Raw genomic sequence first — 16462 nt, forward strand, 5'->3', positions numbered from 1 at the left:
AACAACAACTTAAACAAAAACAAAACCACAACTCAAAAAAAAACGCACCATTAAGGTGCGCATTATTTACAATCTAGCTACATTGGTGCGGTACTTTATATTTACTTCTTTTGTAATACGATACAATCTCTGTTGTTATTCTTCGCTTGATATAGGGCTTCATCTGCTAAACGCATCGCTTCTGTTAATGTCACATCAAAAAAATGAGCCACCCCGATACTGACCGTAATTTTATGGGCTTGATTATTAATAACAAAATCATAGTTTGCCAAGCGAGATCTAAATGCATCAAGTAATTCATATGCTTGATTGATATCTAACTCAGTTAAAATAATCGCAAACTCCTCTCCTCCAACACGCGCGACGGTATAAGGTGAAAAGGAGTTTTTTAATAAATTAGCAACTTGCTTTAAAGCTTGATCTCCCGCCTCATGCCCAAAGGTATCATTAATTTTTTTAAAAAAATCAATATCGAGTAACGCTAAACTATTTTGCTTAGTTTTATCATTTAATAATCTTTCTGCAAACTGATAAAAGTAGCGCCGATTATAAAGCCCCGTTAAATGGTCTTTCGCTGCACTTTCTTTGATATCGGTGATCAAGGCGAGCTGTTCCATTGTTTGCAAAATACGACAGTGAAACTCTTCATTCATAAAAGGTTTATTTAAAAAGTCATTTGCGCCATATTTAATAAATCTGACAGATAAACCACTTTTACCGGCTCCCGAAAGCCCTATAATCGCTAAATCATCACGACCTCTAAAATTGCGCACCGCTTTTACTAACTCAAAACCGTCCATCGAAGGCATCGCATAATCAGTTAATAACAGTTTAATTTCGGGATCATTTTTAATAATTTCAAGTGCATGTAAGCCATCACTTGCGGCACTTACTTTAAACAATTGCTTCTCTAGCATTTGCTTCATAATTGATCGACTTAAAACCGAGTCATCAGCAACTAATGCTTTACACCCTTCATTTCGTAATAATTGCGCGACTAATTTAATCGCATAATGATAAGAGTCGCGATTATCTTTAATAACATAATCAATAACACCCAGTTCCAGCATCTGTTGACGTTTGTATTCATCTATCTTTGATGTCAGCACAACGGTGGGTATTTTTTTAGACAAGGTGTACTTAGCGACTTCACCACTGGGCGCATCTGGTAAAGTTAAATCGACTAACGCTAAAGTATAAGTGTATTGTTCTATATAGGTCTTACATTCAGCTAACGACCACGCAAAATCAACCGCAACATCAAGATACTGAGCTGTTAAATGGCGCAAAACCTGTTGTACTACTTTGCTGTCTTCAACTATCAATACTCTTTGCATAGACCCTCTTTAAACAATAAAACTCGTTGTTACTGACACTGAAATTTCATGTGTACAGTTCATAAATACACGACCGGCACGCTAAAGTATGCATTAGCGCTTTGTAAAAGCAGCTACTCATATTCACCATACTTAATTTTCCTGTAAATATACGTCATTATAGGAACAAGCTAAACAGTTAACCATAAAAGCGAATAATTTATATTTTAAGAACAATTCTTTATAGTTACAAAATAAAAACTAGCAGCACTTTATCACTACAAAAAAGTAAAGTTAGGTCACTTCATCTGTAATTTAAGTCGCTAGTCTCATTAACTTTGTGATTATTTGTATTTTTATCTTTAATAGCGTCATTAAATATAAAAAGGATAAATAATGAAGATCACACAATTAATGGGTGCATCACTCATATTGCTAACATTAAATATACATACTGTGTTTGCCAATGATCACCAACGTCGAATCGATATCGACACTAAAGTGGTGACGCAGCATAAAGCAAAAATAAACGGTCAACGCTTTAGCTACACTGCAACAGCGGGTACACAACCAGTATGGGATGATAAGGGCAATGCAATAGCCACATTGCAATATACCTATTATAAGCGCGATAAAATAGATGATGACTCTAAGCGCCCACTCCTTATTTCTTTCAATGGTGGGCCAGGCTCTGCATCAGTTTGGATGCACATTGCTTATACCGGTCCACGTGTATTAAAAATTGATGATGAAGGCTATCCAATTCAGCCATACGGTATTAAAGATAATCCATATTCAGTGCTTGATATTGCCGATATAGTTTATGTTAATCCAGTGAATACGGGTTACTCACGAGTACTTGAAAATGAAGCTGGTGAACTCCCCTCAAAGGCAAAACAAAAAGAGATGTTTTTTGGGGTAAATGCCGATATAAAATACCTTGCTGAGTGGCTTAATACATTTGTAAATCGTAACGAACGTTGGCGCTCACCTAAATTCTTAATTGGCGAAAGTTATGGCACGACGCGTGTTTCGGGTTTAGCCCACGAGTTACAAAATCGCCAATGGATGTATGTCAATGGCGTTGTATTAGTTTCACCTACTGAAATTGGCATAAAGCGAGAGGGCCCAGTAGAGGCTGCTAATCGCCTGCCATACTTTGCAGCTACAGCTTGGTACCACAAAGCGTTACCAACCCAGTTACAAGCAAAAGATTTAGATGAATTGCTCCCTGAAGTAGAACGTTTTACCATTAATGAATTATTACCAGCGATTGCAAAAGGTGGATTTATAGATCCCGATGAAAAGCGTCAAATTATAAAGAAAATGGCCTATTTTTCGGGGGTATCTGAACAATTCATTACACAAAACAACCTTGATATTACGCCAAGCTCATATTGGAAAGAATTGCTGCGTGACCGAGGTCAGACTATAGGGCGCTTAGATTCTCGCTACTTAGGCATTGATAAAAAAGACGCAGGTGATAGACCCGATTACTGGGCTGAGTTAACGTCATGGTTGCACTCATTTACTCCCGCGATTAACCATTACTTACGCAATGAGCTAAATTATAAAACCGATGTTAAATATAATTTATTTGGCAACGTCCACCCATGGGATAGAAGTAATAACAATACTGGCGAAAACCTTCGTCTTGCTATGGCACAAAATCCTTACTTAAACGTCATGATTCAGTCAGGTTATTATGATGGCGCAACAAATTACTTTGACGCAAAATATACCCTATGGCAACTAGACCCAAGTGGCAAGATGAAAAACCGTTTGAGTTTTAAAGGCTATAGAAGTGGGCATATGATGTATTTACGACATGCTGATTTAAAAAGTTCAAACAATGACTTACGTGACTTTATAACCACATCGTTACCGGCACCAGGCCAAGCGGCTAAATACTAATAAGGTTCTTTGTGTTTATGCTTATGTTAGCGCTCAGGCTAGCATAAGCCTATTTCCCAGCTTAAGATTTAACGTTACTTTCAAACTGAGTACATTTTCCAGCTTCAATAATCTGCCCTGTCTTTTTGTATTTATTTTCAGCTAACATTGTACGCAAATTTGTTAATGTTTTAGCGACACTTTTCAAAATAACTTTATTGTTTAACCATAACGCAATTGAGCCCTCTGGTAAGCTATATACTTGGTATTCTATAGTTAAATAATGCAGGTGCTGGGTAAGTAACCAAGACGCTTGAAGTGTTTTTATACGAATAAGTGTGGGTTTTTCTGCTATATATTCAGGTTTTGCAAAGACTTTTAAAACACTTTGCGTGGTATTTAATTTTTGATAACAAGAATAAGTGATCACATCTCTGTTAGAGACCGGCCAAGGAGAATCAATAAAAGTATACACAAGATTCTCTGATTTACTTAAAAAGCGCAGCAGCTTAACTTGAGATATATTTTCGATCCAATCTGCTGCTTTATCTGTATCACTTAATAAAGTTAAAAAATCTTTTGCGCTAACGTTATCAATATCAACACGGCCTTTAACTTCAATTGCCCCACTTTGATGCTCTATATACTGAACATCAAGTGTCTGTTTATTAATGTAACTTTGCCAAGCATTTTGGCTAAATACATTTTCACAAAAAATACTCAAGCATACAAAAAGCAAATAATGACACCCCCTTAGTAAACCATTTAAAAAAGACGATAAAACAAAGGGGTGTATCATGGCTATTGCCAATAAGGTTCTATATCAAAAGATGCTCTTCTGCTTTGCTCCATCGCATTGACTAAAAACTCCGATTTTTGATCAAGCCATGCCTGGATTTTTGCCAGCTGTTCATCTTCTTGTCCTGCACACAGCTGCTTTAAATACTCCAAAGTGCTTAACTCATACATTCCATGAGAAATATCAAGCCAAGGTAATCTAAACTCTAATCGAGCATCTTTATCAAATAAGTTTCCTAAGCAATTACCACTTAATAAGCTATTTTCTAGTTGAGTGCGCAAGTTAATATAATCAAAACAAGTTAATTTTTGTTTTGCTGGTAATAGCTTATGTACATTTTTCCAATCTTTATCAAAAAGGCGTTTAGCAATATCTGCAATGGGTAATTCAGCAGCCTGCAATTGTGCTTGGCCCCAGTCTTTACGCCATTGTTTATCTATTAACCACGTTGTTAAACTTAGTAATAAGCGGTTGTAGCGCGCACTATGAAATAAAGCCTGTATATCATCAACACTTGGTTGTAATTGCTTTAAATCGCTAATTACTTGTGCCAACGCCGGTGCAGAGCTAATTTTTTTATAAAATGCATGGCGTTTTGAAGTATACGTTTTTAATTGGATCGCATTCTCAACCCAAGCTAATTCACTTAACAACCACTTTAGTTCATTACGTAAATGTTCTGTGCTTTGTTTAGAAACGATATCGTCAAACAACCAAAAATTATGACGGATTAAACTAATACCATCGGTTACACGTTTTAGGGTTTTTAAGCTTGCTTTGTTGAAATAGCACTGTTCATGTTTTTGTACAAATTGAATACCAAACGTCATCGCTGCTATTAATGCTTGTTCTTGTGTAGAATTTTCTGGCAATTTCACAAAGCCAATAGATTTACTAGGCTTTAGCGGTTTATCATCGGCTAATCTATAGCCTCGGGCTGCTTTAGAATATAACCCTAAACGAATACAGTTTTGGCTCACCAATAAATCAGCTAACTCAAATAAATCGTTGCGACTGCCTTCAATTAGTTCAATTTCAAGCTCACGTATAATTTCAACTTTATCTGCGCCAACAACCTCACCTTTATCTAGTACGACTTCTATTTTTGCTCCGTTTGGTGATTCAATTAACCAAGTACGGCGAATAAAGTTAGTACTGAATATAGGGTAAATATTATCTGCTATCGACTCCACTTGCATTGCGTGAGGCCATATATTGGCATCAAAGGCAGCTAAGTTCGGCTGATTTGTTGGTAAAGGTAAGTTGTACTCTGGCCGTTGATGTAACCCGCCAATAACTTCACCAGCAAGTTTAATTGTTTGTTCACACTCACTGTCGCTACAACGCGTTCTAAAACCAATATCAAGGGCTCTTAACTCTCGATTTGGGGTATCATAATAAGCGTTAATTAAATTACGAGAGGGCTTATTTGTGACCGTTTTAGCAAATTTAGTGATTAAAGAAGGGATCAGTTGAACTACGGCATCTGATACCAAAAATTTCAGTTCTATCTCAGTATCCATTATGGGTGAGGATTACCTTTAAAATATATAAGTGCTCAAAATAAACAAAGCCGTGGTATTTTGCAAATTTTTAACACTGAAATTTAATAATTATGAAGCTAAAATCCGCTAACAGCAGCTAAATCAAGACGTTTCATTTTCTATTTGTGTCTCACCTTTGAAGGCCAAATCAATATCCTCGCTTAATTTAAGCAACGCGCAATAAAGCCATTCGTGCTCATTTTTATTTTGTGAGAACATATCAGCCTTGCTATTAATCGACTAAATCCATACTATCTAACTACTTATGTGAATTACTCCGCTAAATTGTTGAACAAAGCAACTTAGCTTACAAGGTAGATCAATGCTAAAACACTGTTTACTAGGGCTAATACTTACAGCCACCACCTTCATGAGCTCTGCGCAAGAGGCGCAAACATCAGCTGAAACCAACGCCCAAAATGCATATATAGTTGATAATCTGTATACTTTTATGCGCTCTGGCGCAGGGAAAAATTATCGTTTATTAGGCTCTGTCGATGCGGGCAGCAAAATTACTGTTTTGTCCGAACAAAATAATGGGTTTATTCAGATAAAAGATGAGAAAGGACGTGAAGGCTGGGTTGAAGCTAAGTTCATAAGTAATGAAGCGGGTTTGCATCAACAATATCAAGAACTCAGTAGTAGCATGACGATTGTGCAAAACCAATTGCGCCAAGCTGAAGTTGAGCTACCCAAGCTGCAACAACAAAATCATCGTTTAACCGAGCAAAACCAAAGTTTATCAGCTCAAATTGCAAAATTAAAAATGACCATAGAGCAAGAGCGTACAGGTAAACAAGCTGCAACAGCGAAAGAAAAGCGCCAACTTCTGACCTATGGCGGTGCAATTGCATTTATTGGTTTATTTATCGGCATCATTTTAACGATTGCATTATCACGACGTAAGCGTTACGAAGGTTGGGCATAAACCGTTACCCACCTTACTCACAATAAAAAAGCATCGATTGATGCTTTTTTATTGTTTATGGCGTTAGTTATCTAACCTAAGTCCTGAGTCTTGTTTTATTTTTTCTATTACCATATAGCTATGATGAGTCCCTACCCCTGGAATATCGACCAAATCCCCAAGTACTTCTCGATACTCATCCATATCCGACACTCGAATTTTTAATAAATAATCATAACCGCCGGCCACCATATCGCACTCAACCACCTGCTTTATTTTTAAAATGCGCTCGCGAAACACTTTAAACACAGCAGTATTAGAGCTCACTAACGACACTTGAACATGTGCTAATAAACTCTGGTTTAACTTAGCTTCACTGAGTTTAGCACAATACCCTTCTATATAGCCTTCTTGCTCTAAACGTTTTACACGGTCTAAGCATGGGCTTGGGCTTAAATTTACCTGCTTGGCGAGGTTAACATTAGAAATTCGGCCATTACTTTGCAGAACCTCTAAAATTGCTAAATCAATACGATCTAGCATTCGTAATCTACTGGATATACTCATAACAGAATTTTATGCGGATAAGTTAGGTTTATGCCCTGTAAATTATCGTAAAACGCGAAATTTAACCAGCATATTCTGCTGAATTTTAATTAGAATGCACAAATTATATGACTGATAATTTATTGGTAATTAATTTTACTTTAAATCTAAACACTCTTAAGGGTTGCTTATGTTATTCAATGGCGATTTAACGACAACGTGTCCAATTAGACAAAAAATCCGAGATTTTTACCGCATCGATGAAAATGCCGTAATTGACCACATTTTACCCCTTGCAGAAGTTGGGGTAAAAGCACGTAGCCGAGCATGGGAAAGAGCTCGCCAAATTGTTTTAAACATTCGTAAAGACCAAGATGGACAAAGTGGTGTTGATGCATTACTAAACGAATTTTCACTTTCAAGTGAAGAAGGTGTCGTACTTATGTGCTTAGCCGAAGCTCTGCTTCGCGTACCAGATAAAGCAACTCAAGATACATTAATCCGCGATAAACTTGCAAAAGGTGATTGGAGCTCTCATTTAGGAAGCAGCGACTCGTTATTTGTAAATGCTTCATCGTGGGGACTGTTAGTCACGGGTAAAATGGTTAACTACACAGATAAGACCAAAGAACAACAATTTGGCATGTTAAAAAAGACCATTGGTCGTTTAGGTGAGCCTGTTATTCGAAAGTCAGTTAACTTTGCAATGAAAATAATGGGTAAACAATTCGTCATGGGACGAACTATTGACGAAGCCATTGAGCGTGCAGCCGATAAAGAACAAAAAGGCTATGTTTATTCGTACGATATGCTCGGTGAAGGGGCTCGTACAGCACAAGATGCGCAGCGTTATTATAATAGTTACATGAATGCCATACATGCAATTGGTACAGCGGCAAACGGTCGCGGACCAATTAAAAGCCCTGGCATATCAGTGAAATTATCAGCTATTCACCCTCGTTATGAATTTTCGCATAAAGAGCGTGTCATCACCGAAATAATTCCTAAATTAAAAGAGCTCGCTCTGGCGGCAAAAAAATACGATATTGGTTTCACTGTTGATGCAGAAGAGGCCGACCGTTTAGATATTTCTTTAGATATTATTGAGGCGGTATTTAGTGACCCTGACCTTGATGGTTGGCATGGATTTGGTTTAGCAGTACAAGCTTATCAAAAGCGTGCTATTTTTGTCATCGAATGGCTAACTGAGTTATCACGTCGCGTTGGCCGTAAATTAATGGTGCGATTGGTAAAAGGTGCATACTGGGATACCGAAATAAAAACGACACAGCAAGACGGACTCGATCATTACCCCGTATTTACGCGCAAAGCCACCACGGATGTTTCGTATAAAGCCTGTGCAATAAAAATGCTCGAAGCACGTGATGCGCTGTACCCTCAGTTTGCGACTCACAATGCATACACGGCAGCCACAATACTTGAAGTTGCTAAAGGCGATCATAGTGGTTTTGAATTTCAACGCTTACACGGTATGGGCGAATCATTGTTTGATCAAATCGTCACCGAAGAAAAAATTCAATGCCGTGTTTACGCACCTGTTGGGCAACATGAAGACCTATTAGCATATTTAGTACGTCGTTTATTAGAAAACGGTGCCAACTCATCGTTTGTAAATGCCATTGTTGATACCACAAAGCCGGTAGAATCATTGTTACCAGATCCGGTAGAAACGCTTCAAGGACTTCGTAACAAGTACAATACCCAAATTAAAATGCCAATAGACTTGTACGGTGAAGAACGTGCAAATTCTAAAGGGATGGATTTAACCGATATTAATGTTATTACGCCATTTAAAGAAAATCTTGATAATTGGTTTAACGAACATTTAATTAAAGAAAGTGATGTACCACAAGGGTCATTAGCGGTTAAAAACCCAGCCAATCATCAAGAAATAATTGGTCATGTAAAATTACACAGCGCCGATGAAATGCAAGTTATGTTGGAAAATGCCGAAACGGCATTTGAATCATGGTCACAAACCACTGTAACAGAGCGTGCTAATTTACTGCGCAGAGTGGCTGATATATTGGAGCGACATCATGATGAGTTAGTTGCTATTTGTATCAAAGAAGCCGGTAAAGTAGCACAAGATGGTATTGATGAAGTACGTGAAGCAGTTGATTTTTGTCGATACTATGCAGCGCGTGCTGAAGAATTATCACAAGATGAGCGTTTTGAAGCACGTGGGGTTATCTTATGTATAAGCCCTTGGAATTTCCCGTTAGCCATTTTCTTAGGTCAAGTTGGAGCAGCTATTGTAACCGGCAATACCGTAATCGCTAAGCCAGCAGAACAAACAAGTTTAATTGCCTTGCGTGCCATTGAGCTTATGCTATCAGTCGGTCTGCCTGAGCATGTAGTACAGCCTGTGATTGCCCGTGGTGCAGAAGTGGGTAAAACGATTGTACCTGATGAGCGCATACAAGCTGTTATGTTTACTGGTTCAACTCAAACTGGTACCGTCATTTCGCAAACTTTAGCTGCACGTAACGATATTCAAGTTCCACTGATTGCCGAAACAGGTGGACAAAACTGTATGATTGTTGACTCAACAGCTCTGCCAGAGCAAGTGGTTGATGATGTAATTAGTTCAGGTTTTCAAAGTGCAGGCCAACGTTGCTCGGCTTTACGTGTATTGTTTATTCAAGACGATGTAGCCGACGGCATAATTACGATGATTAAAGGTGCGTTAAAGGAGCTACATATTGGTGATCCATCACTATTATCTACCGATGTAGGTCCTGTTATTGATGAAAAAGCACTAAAAAGCCTCAATGACCATGTTGAATACTTAAAAGGTAATGCAACACTGCATTATCAATGCGATATACCTGATAACAGTGAAAATGGTGCTTACTTCTTTGCTCCTCGTTTATACGAAATAGCCGATTTATCTATACTCAAACGTGAAGTATTTGGTCCATGTGTTCATATTGTTCGCTTTAAAGCGAACGATATAGACAATGTGATTGATCAAATTAATAACACCGGTTTTGGCTTAACCATGGGAATACATTCACGCATAGAAGAGCGCTGTGAGTATTTAGCTAAAATGTCTCGTGCAGGTAATGTGTATGTTAACCGCAATATGATCGGGGCTATTGTAGGTGTTCAGCCATTTGGTGGCCGCGGTTTATCGGGTACAGGCCCTAAAGCCGGTGGTCCTAACTACCTACAGCGCCTAGTGAAAGAAAAGGCATCGCCTGATAACGTACAAATGACGAACCTCACACCCGACGAGCTAGATTTACATCATTACAGCGGAGCGAATGAGCAAGTTGAGCGATTAATGTTTAACTCAATGCGAGACGAAAAAATTTGGCGTGCAACCCCACTTAACGACCGAGTGTCGGCCGTTAGGCAATTGCTTGCAAAAATAGCAACCGTTGAAATCATCGACGATTTAGCCGACGATTTAGCATTAACACTTGCCGAAGCGCGTGCTCAATTAAATCGACTAGAAAAGCACATGCGAAAGTATACGACCTTACCAGGGCCAACGGGGGAATCTAACACATTACACCTAGAAGCGCGTGGCTGTGTGGTTTGTTATGCAGATAAAAGCACCTCATTTAATTTTTGGGCTCTGTCTATTATCACCGCTATTGCTGCTGGTAATACTGTAATTACGGTAGCTTCAGAGTTATTTTACGATGAAGCTTTGGCCTTTAGAGATAAGTTTATTGCTACAGGCGTTGCAGAAGGTGTTTTCCAAGTAGCTCGTCCAAATCAGCTACAGGCAATATTAGCGCACCCTCATTTGTCGGGGGCCGTCGTTGCAGCTCGTTCATCGAGATTAGGTTACTTTAGTCAACAATTGGCGCAACGAAAAGGAGCTATTTTACCGGTTATTAGCTCTGAATATTACGATACTTTAATTAAGCGTTTAATTACTGAAAAGACCATTAGTATAGATACGACCGCCTCAGGGGGTAATACATCCTTAATGACTTTAGAAGAAGATGACGAGTAACCTAAATTAAATACCCATAAAAATAAAGGCACCTGTTGGTGCCTTTTTATTTGCTTGTTTGATGAAACTCTGCAATTTGATCTTGATATAGCAACAAACGTTACTTACCTTAAAAAATCACTGACAAAAGCAAAAAAACCTAAATAACCAAGAGCTAAAACATTGATTTAGAGCGCTTTTAATCATTTAATTATAAGTTATTAATCAGGCCAATCTTGCAGTGCTTTTAAGCTAAACTCATAACCATCAAAATTAAGTACACTTTGCTCAGGAGTAATTTCATTAACTCTAAGTGCCCCTAAACGGTCTCCTTCATAAAGCTCACGACCATTAATCTTTATCCATCGTTTATCTGGAGTGGAAGAATAGATATGTGCTTGATATTTAATTGGCGGTATTAAACGAAGTAAACCATCTGGTAATAATTCTATTGGCTGCACTCTTGAAGATGATTTAGTTCCTTGCGTGACTTCATAATCATTTAGTTGTTGGGTTTCTTGCACTGCTTTTGCAAATGCATTTTTAAGTTTATCAGGTACAGTCTCTAATTCAGGATCATCAAATCCAATCCTGGCTTGACTATTATCATTAGTTAACGGCTTACCAAGCACTTTATATTTACTTAAATCCAGTTGCGTATTATTTTCATCCGCTGCGTTATTGATATTACTAGCCGTATTAACGGTGTTAGCAGAATTTTTTTGCACCTTGCTCGCAGTCACCTTTTTAGGTTTTTGCTTTAAGGGTGTTTGTACCGCAATATATTCACCTTGTGCGTTTAGTGTTACTTGCTGTAAGCCATTTTCAGTTTGAATATATATTGGCTGCTGCTCAACGACTGTCGTAACTGGTGCGGAGTCTGCTGCAACAGGATCGCTTTTTATCTCTGCCATTGTACTTTGAGTACTTTTTGCGATTGAAGCAGGTAATGGTTCAGCCTCAAGCGCTAACGTTTGCTTAACGACATTAGCACTTGAATCGTGACGACTGGGCTGTTGCTGTACCCATTGCCCCGTAAAATAACCACCAGCGATAAGTAAAATAGACACTAAGCTGGCACCAAGTCCAAATGAAATCTGGCGATAACGCTTTAATGCGTGTTGTTGTTTTTCTTGTGCCTGTTGCATATCGTATTGCACTGCATTTGCATCGCTACTTTGTGACTGCTTTAAAGCATCTAATAAAATAGACATAAATTACCTAGTTAAAAAATATATGAAAGCCCAAAGCCAGCAAAGAAAAGGCCAAATACGGCAATTGATAAGCCCAACTTAGCATTAAATTTAAAAGAATTACCTTGCTTCGTTGGTATTAAATCTAATGGGAGCGCTTCTTTTGCCGCCAATTGAACAATATCACTTTCGATGATCAATGTTTGCTTAGAGAACGCACTAACTAAAGCGCGTTCGCACACTAAGTTTATCAACCGAGGAACACCCTGAGTAAGTTCATGTACAGTTTTCATTGCTTCTAAAGTAAACAGCCCTTTTTCAGAACCTGCAATAAACAATCTATGCTGTATATACGAAATAGTTTGCCCTTGAGTTAACGCAAGTAAATGATACCTTGCAGTAATTCTTTGTGCTAACTGCCTTAACTCATTGCGCTTTAATAATAATTGTAACTCGGGTTGACCTACCAAAACGATCTGTAATAGTTTTTTATGATTCGTTTCTATATTAGTCAGTAACCTCAATTGCTCCAATACATCTGGAGCTAACAATTGTGCTTCATCAATAATTAATAATGTGTGAATACCGGCTGCATTATTTTTCTCTAAATACTGCTTAATTGTATTAGTAAGCACTTTAAGGCTAGTACTTTGTTCATCATAATCGATGCCTAGCTCATCACAGATACTACCTAGTAACTCTACCTGCGATAAAGCAGGATTATGTATCATCGCTGTTTGTGTATTCTCAGGGAGCTTTTCTAACATGCTACGAGTTAATGTGGTTTTACCTGTCCCCACTTCACCTGTTAGCAGTACAAAACCTCCATCTTCTCCCAGCCCATATGTTAAATGAGCTAATGCTTCTTTGTGTCGCTCACTTAAAAATAAATAATGAGGGTTAGGCGAGATTGAAAATGGTTTTTCGTGCAAGCCAAAATAACTTAAATACACCGCACTGTTCCTTCAAAATAAAATAAGCGCCTATAATGGCAAAAAAAACCGGTAAGTGACAATATTGTCAGGGTTTTATAGAAAAAAGAACGTTAAAAAGTAAATATACCGCAAATATCAAAATTTAAGATATATTTTATTAAACAAACACCTATATTTTTAAAAGCGAATACGCAGAGGGGTTAATTTATTTTTCCTTCTCACTTTCATTTTTCACTATGAGTAACAAAACCATGCATTCTCCCGCACAACAAATAGCAAGTGTTGCTTTAGTGGTAAGAGATTACGACGAAGCCATTGATTTTTACACTAATAAATTACTTTTCACTTTACTTGAAGACACACAACTAGAGAAAGGAAAGCGTTGGGTACAAGTTGCCCCACCAAATACCTCAGGTATGAGCCTTATTTTAGCAAAAGCCTCTACTGAAGAACAAAGAAACGCGATTGGTAATCAAACAGGTGGCCGTGTATTTCTGTTTTTACAAACCAATGACTTTTGGCGAGATTATAATCGAATGAAAGAAAAAGGCGTTACATTTACACAAGCTCCTAGAGAAGAAGATTATGGTACGGTTGTTGTGTTTCAAGACTTATATGGTAACAAATGGGATTTATTGCAACTTACCTCACAGTAATGCCACGAAAGACGCTGAAGATATATTCTGCAGCGTCCATATAAGCTTACTTTACATTATCGATAAAACGTTAAATAAATGCCTACTCTTCATAGCGTACCAAGCGTAAATACACATTACTGGTTTTATCATGCAAACTATTTAAACCACTATCAAATTGATAAACCCATGCTGAGCCTGTCGTCGTCACCCCTGAAGTATTACTCCAATAGTTTTGTGACTCAGTGTCAAAAAATACACTCTCATTAATACTTGGGTCGGTGCAACTATGCTCCAAAATAGTAGCGAGCTCTTTTATATTCGGTACTTGCCAATCATCATACGAAGCTGTGTCATCATTTTGTGCGCCACGTAAAGCCTCTTGCCAAGTTAATTGTTGAGCTGATCCTGTACATGTATTGGTATCGCTATCATAACTTTGACCATAGCTACACACTTGCCACATTAAGCCTGTTTGCGTATCTGATACCGTGCCATCTGCATTAATTGTAAAGCGTGCAGTCAGGCTTGTTTCATCAACACTGTCATAACAGGTTTGTGCTGCGACATGGCTACTTAATACAAATAAAGAGACTGCCGTTATATATATATATTTCATATTTCCTCCTAACGACTACGAACTAAACGAACATAAGCCGTTTGTTCTTTTGGATAGGCTAAATCGTTACCATTGCTCATATCGATTATATAAGCTTGCGAAAGACTGGTGCCATCAGCTGCTGTTTGTGACGTCCAATACCTTAAATGACCCAATGTGTCGTAATCTGGAGTATTTGGAAAGAAAGACTCATTAAGTAAAACATCTTGACCTTGCTTGCCATAATCTAACAAACCTAGTAGTTCATTATAAGTGGGGACACGCCAATTGGTGCCGCCACAAAAATCGAGATCATTAACTTCATCAACATAAGCTTGCAAACCACAATGCGTGTCGCTTGGGCACGTAGAGTTAGCTTCACCTGCGGTACTACCAACCGCAGTGGTACCATCTGTTGTTATAAACCAAGTATAATGATTATTTGCAGCTCGTGTTTGGGTATCTGGCAAGGTACTCATTACCACTTCTTTAACTTCCCATACCAGCCCAGTTACATTATCTCTAATACAACTAAAGTCATCGGATTCATCGCTTACTTCATCTGCAAACTCGTTTAATTTAGTATAGTCAAAGGCAAGATCGCCCTGCCCTATTTTGTCTAAATTATTAGCAAAACTATCGCGTCCAAGTTCTGCATCTTGCTCTGGAAAATCAGCACTATCACAATTTATTCTTTGCGTATTGTTGTAACATTGATCAATACCAGTATCGTTTATTAAGCCAAGGGATTTAGGTGTAATATCAATTGTTACATCGTCAGTATCAGTACGCCCTTCGGAGTCAGTAACCGTTACTTGAAAACTAATTTCAGTATTTGTATCGACATCTGAGGCAATAAAACTTGTTGTACATTGCTCACTATTGGCAAGTGTTTCAGCAACACCTGTCAATTGCTCCCATTCGCAGCTATAGGTATCGGTTGTTACTTCACTGTCGGTTGCATCTAAAGTCACTTCGTCAAATTCATCGACTTGTTGATCTTCACCAGCTTGGGCAATAACCACTTCATCTGTTTCATTAAGCGTTAAATCATACTCAATACTACTCACACCGCCTTCATCATCGGTCACTGTTAACTGCCAGATAAAATTAGTATTTTCGTCTAGAAGAGGATGGTTAAAGCTAATTGTAGAGTTTGTAAAACTATCCACTTCCAAAGTTGAACCAGAAAGTAACTCCCACACATAACTATCTATTTGCCCATTTTCATCGGGGTCATATGATTCTTCAGCACTTAAGGTCACCACATCATTATATTCTGATGGCAATGTTTCTGGTGCAGTTTGTGTTACCACTGCAATAGGGATTTGGTTATTAGATGTTATAAATATACTCACTTCATCGCTGACTAAGCTACCGTTATCGGTTTGATAACTTACACTTAAAATGAGTTCGCTGTCAGCTTTAACATCGGGTGCCGTTAGCGTTTGCTCGGCACCATCAAGGGGGAATCCGTCAATTGAAGGGCCACTGACTCGCTGCCAAGTATAAGTACCGTCATCCGGCGAGCCTGTTGCTGTAATTGTAAAATCTGTTTTTTCTATAATATTAAGATCAGAACCGGCATTTACAGTCGTTTGGATATCAGCGCTACTGTCAGAACCTCCTCCGCCACATGCACTTAATAGCACACACGAAACAAGTGGTATATAAGCTAATGCTTTCATGCTTAGCATCCTTCATTGTCAAAAAGTCGTTTTATTGACAATAGTTAAGCAATAAAAATGCCACTATATAGAGAACTTAATATTCAATATTATAAATAGCTATCTTGGTGAACTCTAACAAATAACTTAGTGCCTTTTTTACTATAATCGACTTTGTACTCACGACCATCTAAAGCTTGGATAAATAATAATTGTTTTACTTCACTAAATACATCGGGTGAAGCAATACTCACCATTTCTAGGTAACGCTCTTTTGCTGCTCGTCTGTTTTTTGGTAACTCTTCTTTAAAAGGCTCCAAGCCATGTTGGGTTACTTTTATACGAGGATCAGAATCACCATTAACGATTACTAAATCGAGTTTTTTATCTTTATGAATTATGGTATTACGACCACTTTTAATAAAAGCTCTTTCTTGGCTCATATTGACTTCCTAC

At 38.1% G+C, this 16462-nt stretch carries 13 protein-coding genes; 4 read left to right on the plus strand and 9 right to left on the minus strand.

The annotated features are described in order from the left end of the window. Positions 1-101: 101 nt before the first annotated feature. Positions 102-1337, minus strand: a complete 1236-nt coding sequence (locus J8L70_RS11930; RefSeq protein WP_211055814.1) for a response regulator — start codon at positions 1335-1337, stop codon at positions 102-104. A gap of 375 nt (positions 1338-1712) precedes the next feature. Here J8L70_RS11930 and J8L70_RS11935 point away from each other — a divergent pair, with 375 nt between their 5' ends. Next, positions 1713-3230 (plus strand): carboxypeptidase, encoded by a 1518-nt coding sequence (locus J8L70_RS11935; RefSeq protein ID WP_211055815.1) that lies wholly within the window; start codon positions 1713-1715, stop codon positions 3228-3230. A 61-nt stretch (positions 3231-3291) separates the two neighbouring features. Here J8L70_RS11935 and J8L70_RS11940 read toward each other — a convergent pair whose 3' ends face one another. Both J8L70_RS11940 and J8L70_RS11945 read right to left on the minus strand, forming a co-directional pair. Continuing rightward, positions 3292-4008 carry an START domain-containing protein gene (locus J8L70_RS11940; protein ID WP_211055816.1) on the minus strand — a complete coding sequence of 239 codons (717 nt, stop codon included), beginning with the start codon at positions 4006-4008 and terminating at the stop codon, positions 3292-3294. Between the two features lie 2 nt (positions 4009-4010). Then, the gene (locus J8L70_RS11945; RefSeq protein ID WP_211055817.1) at positions 4011-5531 is read right to left on the minus strand and encodes a CYTH and CHAD domain-containing protein; all 1521 of its coding nucleotides are present in this window, start codon (positions 5529-5531) and stop codon (positions 4011-4013) included. Positions 5532-5874: 343 nt separating this feature from the next. Here J8L70_RS11945 and J8L70_RS11950 point away from each other — a divergent pair, with 343 nt between their 5' ends. After that, entirely contained in the window at positions 5875-6480 is a 606-nt protein-coding gene (locus J8L70_RS11950; RefSeq protein WP_211055818.1) for a TIGR04211 family SH3 domain-containing protein, read from the plus strand. A 63-nt stretch (positions 6481-6543) separates the two neighbouring features. Here J8L70_RS11950 and J8L70_RS11955 read toward each other — a convergent pair whose 3' ends face one another. Continuing rightward, complete coding sequence (locus J8L70_RS11955; protein WP_211055819.1) at positions 6544-7026, minus strand: winged helix-turn-helix transcriptional regulator; 483 nt, start codon at positions 7024-7026, stop codon at positions 6544-6546. Positions 7027-7195: 169 nt separating this feature from the next. Between J8L70_RS11955 and putA the strand changes: the two genes are divergently transcribed. Next, complete coding sequence (gene putA / locus J8L70_RS11960) at positions 7196-10999, plus strand: bifunctional proline dehydrogenase/L-glutamate gamma-semialdehyde dehydrogenase PutA (protein WP_211055820.1); 3804 nt, start codon at positions 7196-7198, stop codon at positions 10997-10999. Between the two features lie 200 nt (positions 11000-11199). Here the strand turns inward: putA and J8L70_RS11965 are convergent, their stop codons facing one another. Together J8L70_RS11965 and J8L70_RS11970 are read right to left on the minus strand one after the other, a co-directional pair. Continuing rightward, positions 11200-12192, minus strand: coding sequence for a general secretion pathway protein GspB (locus tag J8L70_RS11965; protein ID WP_211055821.1), 993 nt, complete (start codon positions 12190-12192; stop codon positions 11200-11202). 11 nt (positions 12193-12203) lie between these two features. Further along, complete coding sequence (locus J8L70_RS11970; protein WP_211055822.1) at positions 12204-13124, minus strand: AAA family ATPase; 921 nt, start codon at positions 13122-13124, stop codon at positions 12204-12206. A 233-nt stretch (positions 13125-13357) separates the two neighbouring features. Between J8L70_RS11970 and J8L70_RS11975 the strand changes: the two genes are divergently transcribed. Continuing rightward, positions 13358-13762, plus strand: a complete 405-nt coding sequence (locus tag J8L70_RS11975) for a VOC family protein (RefSeq protein ID WP_211055823.1) — start codon at positions 13358-13360, stop codon at positions 13760-13762. A gap of 82 nt (positions 13763-13844) precedes the next feature. On the opposite strand, the gene J8L70_RS11980 is transcribed toward J8L70_RS11975, so the two are convergent. From J8L70_RS11980 to J8L70_RS11990, 3 genes are all read right to left on the minus strand, one after another. Beyond that, the gene (locus J8L70_RS11980; RefSeq protein WP_211055824.1) at positions 13845-14360 is read right to left on the minus strand and encodes a DUF1566 domain-containing protein; all 516 of its coding nucleotides are present in this window, start codon (positions 14358-14360) and stop codon (positions 13845-13847) included. Positions 14361-14368: 8 nt separating this feature from the next. Further along, entirely contained in the window at positions 14369-16027 is a 1659-nt protein-coding gene (locus tag J8L70_RS11985; RefSeq protein ID WP_211055825.1) for a DUF1566 domain-containing protein, read from the minus strand. An 89-nt stretch (positions 16028-16116) separates the two neighbouring features. Continuing rightward, positions 16117-16449, minus strand: coding sequence for a hypothetical protein (locus tag J8L70_RS11990; RefSeq protein WP_211055826.1), 333 nt, complete (start codon positions 16447-16449; stop codon positions 16117-16119). Positions 16450-16462: the final 13 nt, after the last annotated feature.

This window comes from Pseudoalteromonas sp. MMG010 (genome assembly GCF_018100905.1).
In the GTDB taxonomy this organism is placed as follows: domain Bacteria; phylum Pseudomonadota; class Gammaproteobacteria; order Enterobacterales; family Alteromonadaceae; genus Pseudoalteromonas.

What these genes read in the sequence shown, in the direction of transcription:
- J8L70_RS11975 (WP_211055823.1), top strand. Translation starts at nt 13,358, where the DNA reads ATGCATTCTCCCGCACAACAAATAGCAAGTGTTGCTTTAGTGGTAAGA.
- J8L70_RS11940 (WP_211055816.1), bottom strand. Translation starts at nt 4,008, where the DNA reads ATGATACACCCCTTTGTTTTATCGTCTTTTTTAAATGGTTTACTAAGG.
- putA (WP_211055820.1), top strand. Translation starts at nt 7,196, where the DNA reads ATGTTATTCAATGGCGATTTAACGACAACGTGTCCAATTAGACAAAAA.
- J8L70_RS11965 (WP_211055821.1), bottom strand. Translation starts at nt 12,192, where the DNA reads ATGTCTATTTTATTAGATGCTTTAAAGCAGTCACAAAGTAGCGATGCA.
- J8L70_RS11985 (WP_211055825.1), bottom strand. Translation starts at nt 16,027, where the DNA reads ATGAAAGCATTAGCTTATATACCACTTGTTTCGTGTGTGCTATTAAGT.
- J8L70_RS11945 (WP_211055817.1), bottom strand. Translation starts at nt 5,531, where the DNA reads ATGGATACTGAGATAGAACTGAAATTTTTGGTATCAGATGCCGTAGTT.
- J8L70_RS11950 (WP_211055818.1), top strand. Translation starts at nt 5,875, where the DNA reads ATGCTAAAACACTGTTTACTAGGGCTAATACTTACAGCCACCACCTTC.
- J8L70_RS11955 (WP_211055819.1), bottom strand. Translation starts at nt 7,026, where the DNA reads ATGAGTATATCCAGTAGATTACGAATGCTAGATCGTATTGATTTAGCA.
- J8L70_RS11980 (WP_211055824.1), bottom strand. Translation starts at nt 14,360, where the DNA reads ATGAAATATATATATATAACGGCAGTCTCTTTATTTGTATTAAGTAGC.
- J8L70_RS11930 (WP_211055814.1), bottom strand. Translation starts at nt 1,337, where the DNA reads ATGCAAAGAGTATTGATAGTTGAAGACAGCAAAGTAGTACAACAGGTT.
- J8L70_RS11990 (WP_211055826.1), bottom strand. Translation starts at nt 16,449, where the DNA reads ATGAGCCAAGAAAGAGCTTTTATTAAAAGTGGTCGTAATACCATAATT.
- J8L70_RS11935 (WP_211055815.1), top strand. Translation starts at nt 1,713, where the DNA reads ATGAAGATCACACAATTAATGGGTGCATCACTCATATTGCTAACATTA.